The sequence below is a fragment of the Pelomonas sp. V22 genome, assembly GCF_030014915.1.
Classification (GTDB): Bacteria; Pseudomonadota; Gammaproteobacteria; order Burkholderiales; family Burkholderiaceae_C; genus JAUASW01.
The window spans coordinates 59,039-75,604 of sequence record NZ_JAGIXS010000001.1; the positions used below are offsets into that span (position 1 = coordinate 59,039).

The 16,566-nt window shown below is 68.2% G+C and carries 18 protein-coding genes; 11 read left to right on the forward strand and 7 right to left on the reverse strand.

The features are described from left to right. Positions 1 to 20: 20 nt before the first annotated feature. Both J7U46_RS00275 and J7U46_RS00280 read right to left on the reverse strand, forming a co-directional pair. Positions 21 to 1,427, reverse strand: a complete 1,407-nt coding sequence (locus J7U46_RS00275) for an efflux transporter outer membrane subunit (RefSeq protein ID WP_282822813.1) — start codon at positions 1,425 to 1,427, stop codon at positions 21 to 23. A 5-nt stretch (positions 1,428 to 1,432) separates the two neighbouring features. Beyond that, positions 1,433 to 1,933 (reverse strand): MarR family transcriptional regulator, encoded by a 501-nt coding sequence (locus tag J7U46_RS00280; protein ID WP_282822814.1) that lies wholly within the window; start codon positions 1,931 to 1,933, stop codon positions 1,433 to 1,435. Between the two features lie 103 nt (positions 1,934 to 2,036). Here J7U46_RS00280 and J7U46_RS00285 point away from each other — a divergent pair, with 103 nt between their 5' ends. The 9 genes from J7U46_RS00285 to xth all read left to right on the forward strand — a co-directional run bounded on the left by J7U46_RS00285 (position 2,037) and on the right by xth (position 10,176). Next, positions 2,037 to 3,821, forward strand: a complete 1,785-nt coding sequence (locus tag J7U46_RS00285; protein ID WP_282822815.1) for an ABC transporter transmembrane domain-containing protein — start codon at positions 2,037 to 2,039, stop codon at positions 3,819 to 3,821. Between the two features lie 183 nt (positions 3,822 to 4,004). Next, on the forward strand, positions 4,005 to 4,547 hold the full coding sequence (locus J7U46_RS00290; protein ID WP_282822816.1) for a YfiR family protein: 543 nt from the start codon (positions 4,005 to 4,007) through the stop codon (positions 4,545 to 4,547). Continuing rightward, positions 4,544 to 5,821: a sensor domain-containing diguanylate cyclase gene (locus J7U46_RS00295; RefSeq protein ID WP_282822817.1), complete on the forward strand. Its 1,278-nt coding sequence runs from the start codon at positions 4,544 to 4,546 to the stop codon at positions 5,819 to 5,821. Before J7U46_RS00290 ends, J7U46_RS00295 begins: the two co-directional genes overlap by 4 nt. A gap of 48 nt (positions 5,822 to 5,869) precedes the next feature. Continuing rightward, positions 5,870 to 6,382 (forward strand): OmpA family protein, encoded by a 513-nt coding sequence (locus J7U46_RS00300; RefSeq protein WP_282822818.1) that lies wholly within the window; start codon positions 5,870 to 5,872, stop codon positions 6,380 to 6,382. A gap of 63 nt (positions 6,383 to 6,445) precedes the next feature. Beyond that, positions 6,446 to 7,414, forward strand: a complete 969-nt coding sequence (locus J7U46_RS00305) for a VTT domain-containing protein (RefSeq protein ID WP_282822819.1) — start codon at positions 6,446 to 6,448, stop codon at positions 7,412 to 7,414. A gap of 10 nt (positions 7,415 to 7,424) precedes the next feature. Then, complete coding sequence (locus J7U46_RS00310) at positions 7,425 to 8,231, forward strand: thymidylate synthase (protein ID WP_282822820.1); 807 nt, start codon at positions 7,425 to 7,427, stop codon at positions 8,229 to 8,231. A 70-nt stretch (positions 8,232 to 8,301) separates the two neighbouring features. Next, positions 8,302 to 8,814, forward strand: a complete 513-nt coding sequence (locus tag J7U46_RS00315; protein ID WP_282822821.1) for a dihydrofolate reductase — start codon at positions 8,302 to 8,304, stop codon at positions 8,812 to 8,814. 1 nt (position 8,815) lies between these two features. Beyond that, entirely contained in the window at positions 8,816 to 9,394 is a 579-nt protein-coding gene (locus J7U46_RS00320) for a DUF4337 domain-containing protein (protein WP_282822822.1), read from the forward strand. A gap of 14 nt (positions 9,395 to 9,408) precedes the next feature. Then, on the forward strand, positions 9,409 to 10,176 hold the full coding sequence (gene xth, locus J7U46_RS00325) for an exodeoxyribonuclease III (RefSeq protein ID WP_282822823.1): 768 nt from the start codon (positions 9,409 to 9,411) through the stop codon (positions 10,174 to 10,176). On the opposite strand, the gene J7U46_RS00330 is transcribed toward xth, so the two are convergent. Further along, positions 10,177 to 11,490 carry an FAD-binding oxidoreductase gene (locus J7U46_RS00330; protein WP_282822824.1) on the reverse strand — a complete coding sequence of 438 codons (1,314 nt, stop codon included), beginning with the start codon at positions 11,488 to 11,490 and terminating at the stop codon, positions 10,177 to 10,179. Between the two features lie 4 nt (positions 11,491 to 11,494). Beyond that, positions 11,495 to 11,953, reverse strand: coding sequence for a MarR family winged helix-turn-helix transcriptional regulator (locus tag J7U46_RS00335; RefSeq protein WP_282822825.1), 459 nt, complete (start codon positions 11,951 to 11,953; stop codon positions 11,495 to 11,497). Between the two features lie 50 nt (positions 11,954 to 12,003). On the opposite strand from J7U46_RS00335, the gene J7U46_RS00340 reads away from it, so the two are divergent. Next, entirely contained in the window at positions 12,004 to 12,549 is a 546-nt protein-coding gene (locus J7U46_RS00340) for a PaaI family thioesterase (protein ID WP_282822826.1), read from the forward strand. Here J7U46_RS00340 and J7U46_RS00345 read toward each other — a convergent pair. The 3 genes from J7U46_RS00345 to J7U46_RS00355 all read right to left on the reverse strand — a co-directional run bounded on the left by J7U46_RS00345 (position 12,535) and on the right by J7U46_RS00355 (position 15,769). After that, complete coding sequence (locus tag J7U46_RS00345; RefSeq protein WP_282822827.1) at positions 12,535 to 13,161, reverse strand: bifunctional 4-hydroxy-2-oxoglutarate aldolase/2-dehydro-3-deoxy-phosphogluconate aldolase; 627 nt, start codon at positions 13,159 to 13,161, stop codon at positions 12,535 to 12,537. The two genes, J7U46_RS00340 and J7U46_RS00345, sit on opposite strands and share 15 nt — an antisense overlap. A 17-nt stretch (positions 13,162 to 13,178) precedes the next feature. Then, a complete protein-coding gene (edd, locus tag J7U46_RS00350; protein WP_282822828.1) occupies positions 13,179 to 14,996 on the reverse strand; it encodes a phosphogluconate dehydratase in 1,818 nt (605 codons plus the stop codon). 143 nt (positions 14,997 to 15,139) lie between these two features. After that, on the reverse strand, positions 15,140 to 15,769 hold the full coding sequence (locus J7U46_RS00355) for a nucleotidyltransferase family protein (RefSeq protein ID WP_349239478.1): 630 nt from the start codon (positions 15,767 to 15,769) through the stop codon (positions 15,140 to 15,142). A gap of 158 nt (positions 15,770 to 15,927) precedes the next feature. Here J7U46_RS00355 and pdxH point away from each other — a divergent pair, with 158 nt between their 5' ends. Then, positions 15,928 to 16,566, forward strand: coding sequence for a pyridoxamine 5'-phosphate oxidase (gene pdxH / locus J7U46_RS00360; protein WP_282822829.1), 639 nt, complete (start codon positions 15,928 to 15,930; stop codon positions 16,564 to 16,566).

Here is a 16,566-nt window from a genome sequence, read left to right on the forward strand (position 1 = left end):
GGTGTTCTTCGCTTGCTGATTCAGTTCGTAGCTTCGTTCCAGCCGCCGCCGAGGCTGCGGGCCAGGTTCACTTGTTTGTCCAGGGCCTGGGCGCGCAGGTCGAGCGCCTGGCGCTCCTGCTGCAGCACCGCGAAGCGGGCATTGAGCACGGCCAACTGGCTGCCGAGGCCGGCCTCGCGGCGCTGCTGGGCCAGATCCAGCAGCTTCTGCGATTGCGTCAGCGCCTCGGCCTGCGCGCTGGTCTGGGCGCGCAACGACTGCAGGCCGGTGTACTGATCGCTGGCGTCGCGCACCGCTTCCAGCAGCGCGGCGTTGTACGAGGCCACGGCCGCGTCAGCCTCGGCGGCCGAGCCCTTCAGCTGGGCGCGCAGGCGGCCGGTGTCGAAGATGGGCAGGCGCAGCGAGGGGCCGAAGCCGTACTGGCGGCTGCCGGCATTGACCAGGTTGTCGAGGCCGATCGAGCTGAAGCCGGCGAAGGCGCTGAGGCTCACGTTCGGATAGAACTGGGCGCGCGATTCCTTGACCTGCTGCGTGGCCGCCTCGACGCGCCAGCGTGCCGCCACCAGCTCCGGCCGGCGGCCCAGCAGGTCGAGGCCCGGTGCCACTTCGGTTGGCCAGGGTTGGGCGGCGGGCAGTTGGGCTTGCAGGCTGTCCAGGGCTTGGGGCGACTGCACCGTCAGCGCCGCCAGTTGATGGCGCAAGAGCGTGGCTTGTTCGTTCAGTACCAGGCGCTGGCGGCGCAGCTCGGGCAGCGGCAGCTCGGCATTGCGCAGCTCCTGCGCGCCGTCGAGGCCGGCCTCGCTGCGCTGGCGGACCAGGGCCAGGGCGGCCTGGCGCTCACCCATCATGCGGTCCACCAGGGCGGCCTGGGCCTGCACCTGCGCGAGCGAGAGGTAGGCACGGCTGACCTGCGTGGCCAGCACCAGGCGGGCGGCGGCCATGTCGGCCAGGCTGGCCTTGTGCTGGCCGAGCGCAGCGTTCAGCGCGGCGGCATGCTTGCCGAAGAAGTCCCACTCATAGCTGATGCCGGCTTGCAGCGTGGCCGTCGTGCGAATGGTGCCAGCGACGGGCGGCGGTATCAGGCCGTGCTCGGTGTAGCGCTGGCGGCTGGCGTCGAGGCCCACACCCATCACCGGCTTGTCGGCCGCGCCGGCGGCTTCGACCACGGCGGCCGCCTTGGTGATGCGGGATTGAGCCAGTGCCAGATTCGGCGACTCGGCCAGGGCGCGGTCCACCAGGGCGTCGAGCTGGGCGTCCTTGAACGCGCCCCACCAGCGGCTCTCAAATGCCTGTCCGGCGGGCTCACTCAAACCCAGCTGCTGAGCCTGCAACGGCGCGGCCGCCTTGGGCAGTTCGGGGATCTGGGCGCAGGCGCCTAGCAGTGCAGCCGCGAAGGCCAGCAGGGTCGGTTGGAATTTCTTCATCATCGTCATCATTCGGACGCGGTGGCGTCGTTGTTCTGGGCGGCGCGCAGCGCTTCGCCATTGGCTGCGAGGCGTTGCAGCATGGAAACCAGGCTGCGCCATTCCTCTCGCGTGAAGCCGCTGAGCAGCTGGTTGAAGATGTCGGACAGCACGGCCGGCACCTCGGCCGTGGCCTGCTGGCCCAGCTCGGTCAGCGACACGATGACCACGCGGCGGTCTTCGCTGCTGCGCTCGCGGCGCACCAGCTCTTTGGCCTCCAAGCGGTCCAGCAGCCGGGTCAGCGCGCCGGGGTCGATGTTCAGCTCGGAGGCCAGCGTGGCCACCGGGCCGGGGCCTTGCAGGCGCAGGTGCAGGAGCGGCGCCCATTGCGCATGCGTCAGGCCGAGTGGGCCCATGTGGCGATCTGCCATGGCGACCACCGACCCGGTGATGCGCTTGATCAGCCAGCCGAGGCTCTCCTCGCGGCGGTAGGTCTCGGCGCTGTAGAACTTGACAGGCTTGGGTGACATGGGCTGAAATTTAATTGCCTAGGCAATGATTGTCAAGGCAATTAATCGCTGACAATCGCCGTCAGCCTTGCATTGCACGGGGTTCGCCCCATCTGGACCCGCCATGACCGAAGCCTCCCGACACGACCTCAACAAGGCACCGCCGCGTGCGCTGGGTGGCCTGCTGCCCTTTCTGATGCCCTACCGGGGTCGCATCGCGGCCGCCTTGCTCTTCCTGGTGCTGGCGGCGCTGACCACCCTGGCCTTTCCGCTGGCGCTGAAGGAGCTGATCGACCAGGGCCTGGTGGCCAGCGACCCGGGCGCGCGCATCATGGCCTTGCGCGAGCATTTCCTCGCGCTGTTCGGGGTCGGCGCCCTGCTGGGCCTCTTCTCGGCCCTGCGCTTCTATTCGGTGACCTGGCTCGGTGAGCGCGTGACGGCCGACCTGCGCAAGGCCGTCTATGCCCATGTGCTGAAGCAGAGCCCCGAGTTCTTCGAGACCACGCAGACCGGCGAGGTGCTGAGCCGCATCACCACCGACACCACGGTCGTGCAGACCCTCGTGGGCTCCAGCCTCTCGATGGGCCTGCGCAATACGGTGATGGGCATTGGCGCCATGGTCATGCTGATCGCCACCAACCCGCTGGTGATGACCCAGGTGCTGGGCATGCTGGTGCTGGTGGTCTTGCCGGCCCTCTATTTCGGCCGCCGCGTGCGCAAGCTCAGCCGCGCCAGCCAGGACCGCGTGGCCGACACCAGCGCCATCGCCGCCGAGGTGCTGAACGCCGTCACCGTGGTGCAGAGCTACACGGCCGAGGGCCGCGAAGCGAAACGCTTTGCCGAGGCCAGCGAGAGCGCCTTCGACACCGCCCGCAAGCGCACCCGCGTGCGTTCCATGCTGGTGGCCTTCATCATCACGGCCACCTTCGGCTCCCTGGTCTGGGGCCTCTACCAGGGCACGCAGGCGGTGATCGCCGGCAAGATCACGGCCGGCCATCTGGGCCAGACGGTCGTCTACGTCACCCTGCTGGTGTCCAGCGTCGCCGTGCTGTCCGAGGTCTGGGGCGACATGCTGCGCGCCGCCGGCGCGACCGAGCGCCTGGTCGAGCTGCTGAACACGCAAAGTCCGGTGCGCGAGCCCGCCACGCCGCAGGCCCTGCCGGCCAGCACCGGTGGCGCCTCTGTGAGCCTCGAAGGCCTGCGTTTCAACTATCCCTCTCGCCCGCAGCATGCGGCCCTCAGCGAGCTGAGCCTCGCCATCGAGCCCGGCCAGACCGTGGCCCTCGTGGGCCCGAGTGGCGCGGGCAAGAGCACGGTGTTCCAGCTGCTGCTGCGCTTCTACGACGCGCAAGCCGGCCGCGTGCGGTTGGACGGCGTGGACATCGCCGCCCTGCCCTTGCACGAGCTGCGCCAGCGCATCGGCCTCGTGCCGCAGGACAGCGTGATCTTCTCGACCAATGCGCTGGAGAACATCCGCTACGGCCGCCCCGAGGCGAGCGACGAGGACGTGAGGGCCGCCGCCAAGGCCGCCTTCGCCGACGAGTTCATCCGCCAGCTGCCTCAGGGCTACGAGACCTTCCTCGGCGAGCGCGGCGTGCGGCTCTCGGGCGGCCAGCGCCAGCGCATCAGCATCGCGCGGGCCATGCTGAAGAACCCGCCGCTCCTGCTGCTCGACGAGGCCACCAGCGCTCTCGATGCCGAGAGCGAGCGCATGGTGCAGGCCGCGCTGGAAGTGGCCATGCGCGACCGCACGACCCTGGTGATCGCCCACCGCCTGGCCACCGTGCAGAAGGCCGACCGCATCGTGGTGCTGGACCAGGGCCGCATCGTCGAGCAGGGTCGGCACGAGGAGCTGGTGCAGGCCGGCGGCGTCTACGCGCGGCTGGCGGCGCTGCAGTTTCAGGGCTGATCCAGGCTCCAAGGCCTCGGCAACCGGGACCTGAAGCCCCGGATTGCCGGTGCCCAGGGCGCCCCCTGGGTGCGGGGATGCCGTCCTTGGTTGACGCGCTTGGGGCCCTTAAACTCAGGCCGTCCCGTTGTCTGCCGTATGCGTCCTGGTTCCTTTCCGCCCCTTGCTGTTCAGGCCTGCCGAATGCTGGTGTGGTTGTGCGTCGCGGCCGGGCTGCTGGTCGGGCCGGCAGTTGCTGCGGAGGCGCCGCGGACGCTGGCGCAGGCCCAGACTGGGTTGACCACGGCCGAGCTGGTGAGTGCCATTCTGGGCTACACCGCCTGGATCGAGCCGGACCGCAACGGCCTGCTGCTGTGCGTCAGCCGTGGCGCAACGGACGCGGAGGCCATCCTGGCCCATGCCAAGCTCCAGCGCCTGCGCTGGCCGCTGTCGGGCCGCAGCATCGAGCCGGACGAACCGCCGCCCACCCCCTGTGACGTGATCATCTTCGAAGGCTGGCAAGCACTGCCGCAGCGGCAAGCTTTGCGCAGCCTGGCGGGGCGCCCCGTGCTCAGCATCGGTCAGGGCAGCGAATTCTGCAGCGATGGCGGGCTGTTCTGCCTGACGCCGGATTCCGCCGGTCTGCGATTCGAGGTCAACCTCGATGCGGTGTCGCGCAGCGGGCTGCGCGTTCATCCCCAGGTGCTGCGCCTGGCGCGCCCCCGGCCGCAGGGAGTGTCGGGATGAGCACGGACCTGCGCTCGTCCCCGCTGCCCTCGGTGGCCTCGGTGCTGCGGCGGGCCCAGCTGCGGGTGGCGTTGCTGACCCTGCTGGTGGTTGGCTCGGTGCTGATCGTCGGGATGCTGGTGTCCTTGCGGCTCAATCAGCTCAAGCACTTGAACCTGGTGGCTCAATCGCTGGCCTACACGAGCGAGGCTGCTGTGGTCTTCCGGGACGCGCGCTCGGCAGCCGAGCTGCTGGCCGACGCCGGAGCGCGCGACGAGCTGGCGGGCGCCCGCATCGTGCTGGCTTCGGGCGCCAGTCTTGCGCAATGGCAGCGCCCGGCGCGCTGGCCAAGGCTGGAAGCCGCCGTCGACATGCTGCTGCCTCTGCATGCCGAAGCCGAGATCCGCTTCCAGGCAGAAGTGGTGGGGCGGCTGCAGTTGCGTGGTGATGTTGCCCCGCTGCTGGTGGCCCTGGGCTGGTCGCTCGCTGCCGCTGCACTCGGCATGCTCCTGAGCGGCAAGGCCGTGATGCTGATGACCCGACGGCTCACGCAGATGATCGAGGCACCCTTGAGTGATCTGGCGGCGCAGTCACGCCACGTTCGCGAGGCCAGGGCCTACAGGACCCGAGTCCGCGGGGCCTCCATCCGTGAGATAGACGCGCTGGCCAACGATCTGAACGCGCTGCTGGACGAGGTGCTGGCGCGCGAAGCTGAGCTGCTCCACCGGCACGAGGCCTTGCAGTCCGACCATGCCGACCTGGCAGAGCGCGCCAGCCGCGACTCGCTCACCGGGGTGGCCAACCGCGCGCATTTCGAGCACCGGCTGGTCGAGGCCCTGGCCCGGGCCGATGCAGGCGGCACGCGGCTGGCGCTCTTGTTCATCGATGCCGACCGGTTCAAGCAGATCAACGACCAGCATGGCCATGAGGCCGGCGATCAGGTGCTCATCGCGCTGGCCCAACGCGTTCGCAGCGCCGTGCGCGAGCATGACCTGGTGGCGCGGTTGGGAGGCGATGAGTTCGTGGTGCTGATCGAGCCCTTGCGCCATGCCGACGATGCCCACCGCGTGACGCAGCAGATCGAGGCGCTGGTGGCGCGCCCGCTGGCCCTGCCGACCGCCGCCGGCCCCATCGAGATCACGCCCGGCATCAGCGTTGGCGTGGCCCTCTATCCTGACCATGGGCACAGCGCCGAAGCCCTGCTCAGGCACGCAGATGAATCCATGTACCGACGCAAGCGCGTGCGCCGGCTCAACCCCGCCGAGCAAGCCGTGAGCGACGTCTCGAGAGACTGAGCTCGCACTTGCAACGACCAGGCTCGGCCCATTTGCCCCCACAAGCCCATGAAGTTGATCCCACGCCGAAGCCTTCTCTGCCTGCCCCTGTCGGTCTTCGTGGCGGCCTGCCAGCAGGCGCCGCTGCAGCCCTCCGAGCTCTCGCGCCCCCAGCCTCTGACGGCAGTTCAGGCGCGTGCGCTGCGCGAGCTGGGCTTCGCGCCGGTTGGCGACGACTGGGCCCTGAACCTCGCGGCAAGCGTGCTGTTCGAGTTCGATTCCGATCAGGTCCGCCCCTTGCAGAAGCAGCAACTGGAGCGCATCGGCCGCACGCTGGCCCAGGTCGGCTTGCTGGGGCTTCGCGTGGAGGGCCACAGCGACAACGTCGGCGATGCCGAGTACAACAAGCGGCTGTCCTTGCGTCGCGCCGGTTCCGTTGCGCAGGTCCTGGCAGGCGCTGGCTTGCTGCGGGCCCATTTGCCGACGCAAGGCTTTGGCAGCGCCAAGCCGATTGCCGACAACGGCAACGAGCCCGGCCGGGCGCAGAACCGCCGCGTGGTGCTGATCGCCCCCTCGCTCTAGGCGCATGGGGCGAAAGCGCTGCCTGGCAGCGCGGGTGCACCCGCACTGCGCCAGAATCGCCCGATGAGCATGCGCACCCTCGTCGAACTGTTGATCCAGCACGGCACCCTGCTGGTTTTCTTGGTGACGTTTGCGGCGCGTGTCGGCCTGCCGGTGCCGGCCGCACCGCTGCTGGTGGTGGCCGGTGGCCTGGCGGCGAACGGCGAGCTCTCGGCCCCCGGCCTGCTGGGCGCCACCTTGCTGGCCAACCTGCTGGGCGATGCGGTCTGGTTCCAGGCCGGCCGCGCCTACGGCCACCGGGTGCTGAAGCTGCTGTGCCGGATCTCGCTGTCGCCGGATTCCTGCGTGCGGCAGAGCGAATCGATGATCGCCCGCTGGGGCGGCAGCTCGCTGCTGGCGGCCAAGTTCCTGCCCGGCATCTCGGTCGTGGCCGCGCCCATGGCCGGGGCGCTGGGCATGCCCTGGCTGCGCTTCCTCAGCTTCGACCTCGCGGCCGGGGCCCTGTGGAGCGGCGTCTTCCTCGGCCTCGGTCTCTTGCTCAGCGAGCAGATCCAGCAGACCCTGGACCTGCTTGCCAATGCCGGCATCGCGGCGGCGGCAGGCCTGCTGCTGATCGTGGCTGTGCTCGTCTTGCGCCGCTGGTGGCGCCGGCGCCGCTTCCTGCGTGACGTGGCGTCGCCGCGCATCTCGGTCAGCGAGGCCTTCGCGCTGATCGAGCAGGGGCTGGAGCCGATCTTCGTGGACGTGCGTGGCGAGGCCGGTCGCGCTGCCGATCCCCGCCATATCCCGGGTGCGTTGTCGCTGGAGCAACTGCGAATTCGCCGCGAACAGCAGGCGGCCTTGCCCAGCGACATCGAGCTCGTGCTGTATTGCAATTGCCCGAACGAGGTCTCGGCCGCCATCGCCGCCAATACCCTGGCCAGCCAGGGCTACACCCGCGCCCGCGCGCTGACGGGCGGCCTTGAGGGCTGGGCGCGAGCCGGTCGGCCTTTGGCCGGCACGGCCGCCGCGGCCGAGCTGTCGGCTGAATAGAATCCCCGCCATGCAGAGCGCCCCCTCCCAATACGAATCCTTCATGCGCCATGTGTTCGAGCATGGCGTTACCAAGGCCGACCGCACCGGCACCGGCACGCGCAGCGTGTTCGGCCACCAGATGCGCTTCAACCTGGCGGAGGGCTTTCCGCTGGTGACGACCAAGAAGGTGCACCTGAAGTCCATCATCCTGGAGCTCCTGTGGTTCCTGCGCGGCGATTCCAACGTCCAGTGGCTGCAGGAACGCGGCTGCACGATCTGGAACGAATGGGCGCGTGAAGATGGCTCGCTCGGCCCGGTCTACGGTGTGCAATGGCGCAGCTGGCCCAAGGCCGACGGCAGCCATGTGGACCAGATTGCCGAGGTGGTGAAGCAGCTCAAGACCAACCCGGATTCACGCCGCATCATCGTGAGCGCCTGGAACGTGGCCGAGCTGGACCAGATGGCCCTGATGCCCTGCCACGCCTTTTTCCAGTTCTACGTGGCAGACGGAAAGCTCAGTTGCCAGCTCTACCAGCGCAGCGCGGATATTTTCCTCGGCGTGCCCTTCAATATCGCAAGCTATGCCTTGCTGACCCAGATGCTGGCCCAGCAATGCGATCTGGCGCTCGGCGATTTCATCTGGACCGGTGGCGACTGCCACATCTACAGCAACCATTTCGAACAGGTGCAGACCCAGCTGTCGCGCGAGCCCCTGCCCTACCCGACCATGAACATCAAGCGCCGGCCGGCCTCGATCTTCGACTACGAGTACGAGGACTTCGAGCTGGTGGGCTATGAGTCGCATCCGGCCATCAAGGCGCCTGTGGCCGTATGAGCCCCGCACGGCCGCCCGAAGGGGCTCATTCCCGCTCGGCGGGACAGCGCGCAGCGCTCAGGGTGCCAACATGAGCTTGATCACCCTGATCGCTGGCGTGGCCAGCGATGGCGCCATAGGCCGCAACAACGAGCTGCTGTGGCGCCTCCCCGAGGACCTGGCGCATTTCAAGGCGCTGACGCTCGGCCACCCGGTCGTCATGGGCCGCAAGACCTGGGACTCGCTGCCCGAGCGCTTCCGGCCGCTACCGGGTCGGCGCAACATCGTGCTGAGCCGCCAGGCCGGTCTGCAATTGCCGGGCGCCGAGGTCCTGCCCAGCCTGGACGCGGCGCTGCAGGCCTGCCGCGATGTACCGCAAGTCTTCGTCATCGGTGGCGCGCAGATCTACGCGGCCGCCCTGCCCCTGGCGCAACGCCTGGAGCTGACCGAGGTAGATGCCGTGTACGCCGATGCCGACGCGCATTTCCCGGCCTGGGACACGCAAATATTCAAACCGGTGTCGCGCGAGTCGCATACAAGCGCCAGCGGCCTGGCCTTCCATTTCGCGCGCTATGAGCGCGCACACGAACCCAAGGAATCCTGATATGTCCGGACATGGTTTTCACGTCCACGGCCCGCACGACCACGAGCTGGAGCATGCGGCGCAGCACGAGCCCAAGGGCCTCGCTGGCCAGTTGGCGGTGATCACCGCCATTCTTGCGACGGTCGGCGCCATGTTCTCCTACATGGGTGGCGCCACACAGGCCAATGCCGGCCTCTACAAGAACGACGCCGCGATCAAGAAGACCGAGGCCGCCAACCGCTGGGCCTACTACCAGGCCAAGAGCAGCAAGCAGAACCTGACCGAGATCGCGCTGGACCTCTCGACCAGCGAAGAGCAGAAGGCAAAGTACAAGCAGAAGATCGAGCGCTACGAGGGCGAGAAGAACGCGATCAAGGCGGAAGCCGAGAAGCTCGAAGCCGAATCCAGCGAACTGGACCACAAGAGCGCGGAGCAGATGCACCAGCATCACCGCTGGGCCCAGGCAACCACGGCGCTGTCGGTCTCCATCGCGCTGGCCGCGATCGCCTTGCTCACGAAGAAGCGCTGGATGGAAGTCGCCACCATCGCCATGGGCCTCGTTGGCATCGCCCTTGGCGGCGTGGCCTGGTTCCACCTCTGACAAGGACGAAAACCATGAAGCTGGCGACCTGGAATGTGAACTCCTTGGGCGTGCGCCTGCCGCAACTGCTCGACTGGCTTGCCGCCAATCCGGTCGATGCCCTCGTGCTGCAAGAAACCAAGCTGACCGACGACAAGTTCCCCACGATGGAGATCGGCGCGGCCGGCTACCAGGTGCAGTGGTTCGGCCAGAAGACCTACAACGGCGTGGCCCTGATCAGCAAGACGCCGGCCGACCTGGTGGTCAAGAACATCCCGGGCTTTGCCGACGACCAGGCCCGCGTGATCGCTGGCGCCGTGAATGGCGTGCGCGTCATCGGCGCCTACTTCCCCAACGGCCAGGCACCCGACAGCGACAAGTTCGTCTACAAGATGGCCTGGCTCAACGCGCTGCGCGCCTGGGTGCAGGCCGAGCTGCAAGCGAACGACAAGCTCGTGCTGATGGGCGACTACAACATCGCTCCGGAAGACCGTGACGTCTACGACCCGGTGGGCTGGGCCGGCCAGATCCACTGCACGCCCGAGGAACGCGCGCATTTCCAGGGCCTGCTGGACCTGGGCCTGGTGGACGCCTTCCGCATGTTTGAGCAGGCGCCCAAGAGCTGGAGCTGGTGGGACTACCGAAATCTCGCCTTCCGCAAGAACCAGGGGCTGCGCATCGACCACATCCTGGTCTCCAAGGCCCTGCAATCAGGGGTCAGGTCTTGCGTGATCGACAAGCTGCCACGCAAGAACGAGCGGCCGAGCGACCACGCGCCAGTGATCGTCGAGATCGACCTCTGATCAGCCCGCCGCCCGCTCCCTGAGAGCATCGCGCAGCTCGGCCCAGCTGTAGCTGGCTTGCGCGGCCAGCAGGCCGAGCTTGCCGAATACCGGCGTCAGGCCATAGCGACTCAAGGCAGCAGGCAAGGGCTTGCGTCCGTGAATGGCATCGGCGAGCAACTCGCCGGCCACCGTTGTCGGCGCCACGCCGTGCCCCCCAAAGGCCTGGGCGAACCAGAGGCCCGGTGACAGCTCGCCGATCTGCGGCATCTTGTGGCGGGCATAGCTCATCAGACCGCTCCAGGCATGCTCGATGCGCACGCCAGCCAGTTGCGGGTAGACCTTCAGCATGTCGGCGCGCAGCAGCTCGGCAATGCGCTCCGGCGCTCGCTCCAGTGTCGAGATGCGGCCACCCCACAGCAGCCGGCGGTCGGGCATCAGCCGGTAGTAGTCAAAGGCAAAGCGGTTGTCGTACAGCGCTGCCGGTGTGCGGATTGGATTGAGCGCCCCAGACAGCGGCTCGGTAGCCATCACGTAAGTGGCAATGGGCAAGCGGGCGCCAGTCAGCTCGGGCAACAGGCCTTGCAGATAGCCGCCGCCGGCGATGACCACTTGCTGCGCCTCGAGGCTGGCGCCGTTCCCGGTCCAGAGTCGAAAGCCTCCGCCAGCCTTCGGTTCGAGGCGTGCCAGCGCGCAGTGCTCATGAACGCGCCCGCCGTCCGCTTCAATCGCTTGAGCCAGGCCCAAGGCGTATTTCAAGGGATGGAAGTGGAAAGCGTCGCGCTCCATCAGGCCGCAACCGTAGCGCTCGCTGTCCAACCAGTCGCGCACTTGCGCGGCATCGACCTCGTCCCAGACCGTGCCGAAATGCTCCCGCAGGAAGTCGCGCTGCGCCTGCATCTCGGCGCTGGCGCGGGCACTGCCGCGGAACCAGTTCAGGAGCAGCGCGCCGCCTTCGATGCGGTCGCAATCAATGGCGTGCCGCTGGATGCGGTCGCGTATCAGCCCCACGGCCGAGCGGCTCAAGGCATAGAGCTCGCGGGCCGGTCCGGGGCCGAGGTCCAGCAGCAGTTCGCGCGCGTCGCGGCTGTAGCCACCGAACACGAAACCGCCGTTGCGGCCGGAGGCGCCGTGGCCGATGCGCATGGCCTCCAGCACGGCCACGCCCCTCATGCCGCGCTCCTGCAAACCTCGCGCAGTGGCGAGGCCGGCAAAGCCGCCGCCTACGACGGCGACTTCAAGCTGAGTGCCGGTGCCGGCAAGCGAGGAGAACTGGATCTTCGGAGCGGTGGCGGCGTAGTAGCTGGCGGGCTTTGAGTCATTGGCAAGAGGCATGTGGCTATTCTGCCGCCGCCTCCTCCCGCATCAGGGCCAGGCACTCGTCGAGCAAGGCATGCAGGCGCTGCACGCGCTCATCGCCGAGTGTGGCGTTGACCGACAACTGTGCGCGCTTCCAATCCGCCTTCATCTCGGCGCGCTTGGTGCGGCCAACTGCTGTCACTTGCACCAGCAGGCTGCGGGCGTCTTCGCCGGGCAGTTGCTCCACCAAACCGGCGTTGACCAAAGGCTGCAGATTGCGGCTGAGCGTCGAGGCATCGAGCCCCATGCGTTTTGCGAGCTGCCCCGGCGCCAAGGGGCCGAGATGGTCGATGTGCGAGAGCAGCGAGTACTGCGTGGTCTTGAGTCCGGTCTCGCTGAAGAAGGGCTCGCAGTGCTGCGACACAAGCCGGGCCAACTGGCGCAGCTTGAAGTTGGTGCAGCCCTGCGGGCTGCCGGGCTTTGTGGTGCGACTTGCCATGGCTTGATTGTATTTACAATAATTGCAGCTACAACAGTTTGGAGTCTCGCATGGACCAGTCCGTCAATCACGATCAAGTGCTGCAGCAATGGATGGCTGACGAGGCCGCCGTGCGAGCCCGCCTGCTGGCGAGCGGCGTCTCACGCCCCGACCAGGTCCGCGGACGCACCGGCTTGCAGATGATGGAGGCCATGCTGGCCGGGGAGCTTCCGCCGCCGCCGATTGCCGAGACGCTGGATTTCGGCCTGGTCTCAGTGGCCTTTGGCGAAGCGATCTTCCAGGGCAAGCCGCAACGCCGCCACTACAACCCGATGGGCAGCGTGCACGGCGGCTGGTACGCCACCCTGCTCGATTCAGCGCTGGGCTGCGCCGTCCACACGACCATGCCGGTCGGCCGCGGCTACACGACGCTGGAGTTCAAGGTGAACCTGGTACGCGCGCTCAACGAGAAAGTGCCACTGGTTCGCGCCATCGGCCGCGTGGTGCATGGCGGCAAGCAGGTGGCCACCGCCGAGGCGGATCTGGTGGGGCATGACGGGCGCCTTTATGCGCACGCCAGCACCACCTGCCTGGTCTTCGACCTACCGCAGGGCTGATGCCGCCTTGGCAAGGGCCGTGATGCGGCCCCAGTCACCCGCGTCCATCGCGTCCTGCGGCGTGAGCCAGGAACCGCCGCAGACCTTGACGTTCGGCAGCGAGAGGAACTGCGGTGCCGTCTCCGGCGTGATGCCGCCGGTGGGGCAGAAGGCAATGTCCGGGAAAGGGCCCGACAAGGCCTTCAAGAGGTTCACGCCGCCCACGGCCACGGCCGGGAACAGCTTCAGGAACTGGAAGCCGGCGCTGCTGGCCTGCATCACCTCGCTGGCGGTTGAGACGCCTGGCAGCAAAGGCAGGCCCACTTCCTTGCAGGCAGCGGCCAGGGCATCGGTATAGCCGGGGCTGACGCCGAAACGGCAGCCGGCATTCTTGGCCGCCTGCACATCGGCCGCCGTGCGCAGCGTGCCGGCGCCGACGATGGCCTCGGGCACGGCCCGGGCCATGGCCTCCATGGCCTGCAGGGCCGCCGGGGTGCGCAGCGTCACCTCCAGCACCTTGACGCCGCCGGCCACCAGGGCCTCGGCCAGCGGCACGGCATGCTCCAGCTTCTGGATCACGATGACGGGAATGACGGGGCCGTGGCTGGCCAGGCTGAGGGTTTCGGTGCTCATGGAGTTCACAACCAGGGTTAGAGCCAAGTCACGGCGCCTTCTTCGGCGGTTTTGACGTTGCGGCGCATGCCGCCGAACAACTCTCGGCCGAGGCCGTGGGCGTTGTCGTCGGCCTGTTCGGGGCTGATCTGGGCCTGCTCGCGGGCGCCCCAGTCGGTTTCAGATACCAGGGCGAGCAGTTCGCCCGTGGTGGCATCGAGTCGCACCAGGTCGCCATCACGCAGCTTGCCCAGTGGGCCGCCCGCAAGTGCCTCTGGCGACACATGGATGGCTGCCGGCACCTTGCCCGAGGCGCCGCTCATGCGGCCATCGGTCACCAGGGCCACCTTGAAGCCCTTGCCCTGCAAGACGGCCAGCGGCGGGGTCAGCTTGTGCAACTCGGGCATGCCATTGGCCTGCGGCCCCTGGAAGCGCACGACGACGACGACGTCGCGCTCCAGCTCGCCGGCCTTGAAAGCGGCCAGCATGCTGTCTTGGTCGTTGAAGATGCGGGCCGGTGCTTCGACGATGTGCCGGTCTTCCGGCACGGCCGAGACCTTGATGACGGCGCGGCCCAGGTTGCCGGCCAGCAGCTTGAGGCCGCCGGTGGCGCTGAAAGGCGCGGCCGCCGTGCGCACCACCGAATCGTCGCTGCTCGCGGCAGGCAGGTCCTGCCAGCCCACACCCTGTTCGCTGGTCACCGGCAGCCGCGTAAAGGGCCGCAGCGACTTGCCGGCTACGCTCAGTACATCCTCGTGCATCAGGCCGGCGTCTAGCAGCTCGCGGATCACGAAGCCCGGGCCACCGGCGGCCTGGAACTGGTTCACGTCGGCCGAGCCGTTCGGGTAGACACGGGCCAGCAGCGGCACGACACCGGAGAGCTCCGAGAAATCGCTCCAGTCGATCAGGATGCCGGCCGAACGGGCCACGGCCACCCAGTGGATCAGGTGGTTGGTCGAGCCACCGGTGGCCAGCAGGGCCACCATGGCATTGACGATGGCGCGCTCGTCCACGAGCTGGCCGATGGGTGTGTAGTCGCGCTTGGGGGTGATGCGCAGCGCGGTGCGCACAGCCTCGCGGCTCAGGCGCTCGCGCAGCGGATCGTGCGGATGGACGAAGGCCGCGCCGGGCACATGCAGACCCATGGCCTCGAGCAGCATCTGGTTGCTGTTGGCCGTGCCGTAAAAGGTGCAGGTGCCAGCGCCGTGGTAGGCGGCGGACTCGGCCTTCAAGAGCTCGTCACGCCCGACCTTGCCTTGCGCATAGAGCTCGCGCACCTTGGCTTTGTCGTTGTTCGAGAGGCCCGAGCTCATCGGCCCGGCCGGCACGAAGACGCAGGGCAGATGGCCGAAATGCAAGGCGCCGATCAAGAGGCCCGGCACGATCTTGTCGCAGATGCCGAGCAGCAGGGCCGCATCGAACACGTCGTGCGAGAGCGCGATGGCCGTGCTCATGGCGATGGTGTCGCGCGAGAACAGGCTCAGCTCCATGCCGGGCAGGCCTTGCGTCACGCCGTCGCACATGGCAGGCACGCCGCCGGCCACTTGCACGGTGGCGCCCTGCTTCGCCGCCTCGTCGCGTATCAGCGCCGGGTAGCCCTCGTAGGGCTGATGGGCCGAGAGCATGTCGTTGTAGGCCGTGACCACCGCCAGGTGCGGCGCCTTCTCGGCGACGATGCGCAGCTTGTCGTTGGCCGGCATGGCGGCCACGGCGTGGGCCACGTTGGCGCAGCCCATGCGCTCGATGCCGCGCTGGCGGCCGGCGAGCTTGGCGATGCCGTCCAGGTAGCGCTGGCGTGTGGCCGCACTGCGCCGACGGATGCGCTCCGTCACTTCGTTCAGGGTCTTGTGAGTCATGCAGCACGCGACGATGTAACTCGCCCGGGTGAAATCAAGTAACCATATTACAGGAGCGGAGGCACTCCCAGGTTACAGGACGGGTACGGCGGCCCACAAGCCGCACCACCGCAGCCAGCCGCTGGACCCGCCCGGTGGTTTGCTCAGCCGCCGGAACTGAGCCGCTCGCGGGCCTGCTCACCGCGCAGGCGTGCGAGGTCTTCCACCGTGTCCACGTCGACCAGCACGCCACGGTCTTCCACGTCCACGGCCTGGGCCGGATAGCGCGCCAGCAGGCGTCGGGCGCCTTCGTCGCCTTCCAGGGCCACCAGCTCGGAATAGAGCTCGGCGCTGAAGCCCACCGGATGGCCGCGCACGCCCCGGTACTGCGCGAAGGCGACCGGGTACTGTTCGATGGCGGATGCCACGGCGAGGATGGTGGCGGGTGTCAGCAAGGGCATGTCGCCCGGGACGATGAGCCAGCCCTCGGCATCGCCGGTGGCGGCCACGCCGGCCGCGATGGAGAAGCCCATGCCCAGCGGATTGGGCCGGCCGCTGCTGGCCAGCTCGGGCACCTTGATCACGTCGTTCGCACCCATCAGGCCGGTCACCATGGGGGCCAGCTTTTCGCTGCTCACCACGACCACACGCAGCTGGGTCTCCAGCGCATGCGCCACGGTGCGCGACAACAAGGTGCCCGAGCCCAGGCTCTGTTCGAGCTTGTGCCCATTGCCGCGAAAGCGCAGGCCGCGTCCTGCGGCGAGGACGACGACAACCGGTCGTCGTTTGATCATCGGTACTTCCTTGGTCTGCGGCAGACGGCCAGCTGGGCCGCCGGTTGCCGATGGGAGACAGCATGCAGTGCGCTCAGCGCACGAACCATAGGGTCCTGCACTTAAGGGAAGCCCTGCATAAGCCGCAGGGAATATCTGGCGAGAGAGATACTTCCGCCATGAGCAAACTCTCCGACATGCGCAAGAGCTACGAGCGCGCCGAACTCGAGGACGAGGCCGCAGCGGCCGAGCCGCTGGCCCAGTTCCAGGCCTGGTTCGACGAGGCCGTGAAGCTCGACGTCTCCGAGCCCAATGCAATGACGCTGGCCACCGTGGGCGCGAACGGCCGCCCCTCGACCCGCATCGTGCTGGTGAAGGATGTCGATGCCCGTGGACTGGTCTGGTACACCAACTACGACAGCCGCAAGGGCCAGGAACTCGCCGGGCATCCGTTCGCCGCGCTGCAGTTCCACTGGGTGGAGCTGGAGCGTGTGGTCCGTATCGAGGGCCGGGTCGAGAAGGTCGAGGGGCCGCAGTCCGACGCCTACTACCAGACCCGCCCGCTGGATTCGCGCCTGGGTGCCTGGGCCTCGCCGCAGTCGCAGGTGATCAGCTCGCGCGCGGTGCTGGTGGCCAATGCGGCCAAGGCCGCCGTGCAGCACGGCCTCAATCCGCCGCGCCCGCCGCACTGGGGCGGCTACCGCCTGGTGCCTGAGTACTGGGAGTTCTGGCAGGGCCGCCGCTCGCGTCTGCATGACCGCCTCAGCTACCGATTGCAGGCCGACGGCCAGTGGCTGCGCGAGCGACTGGCCCCCTGA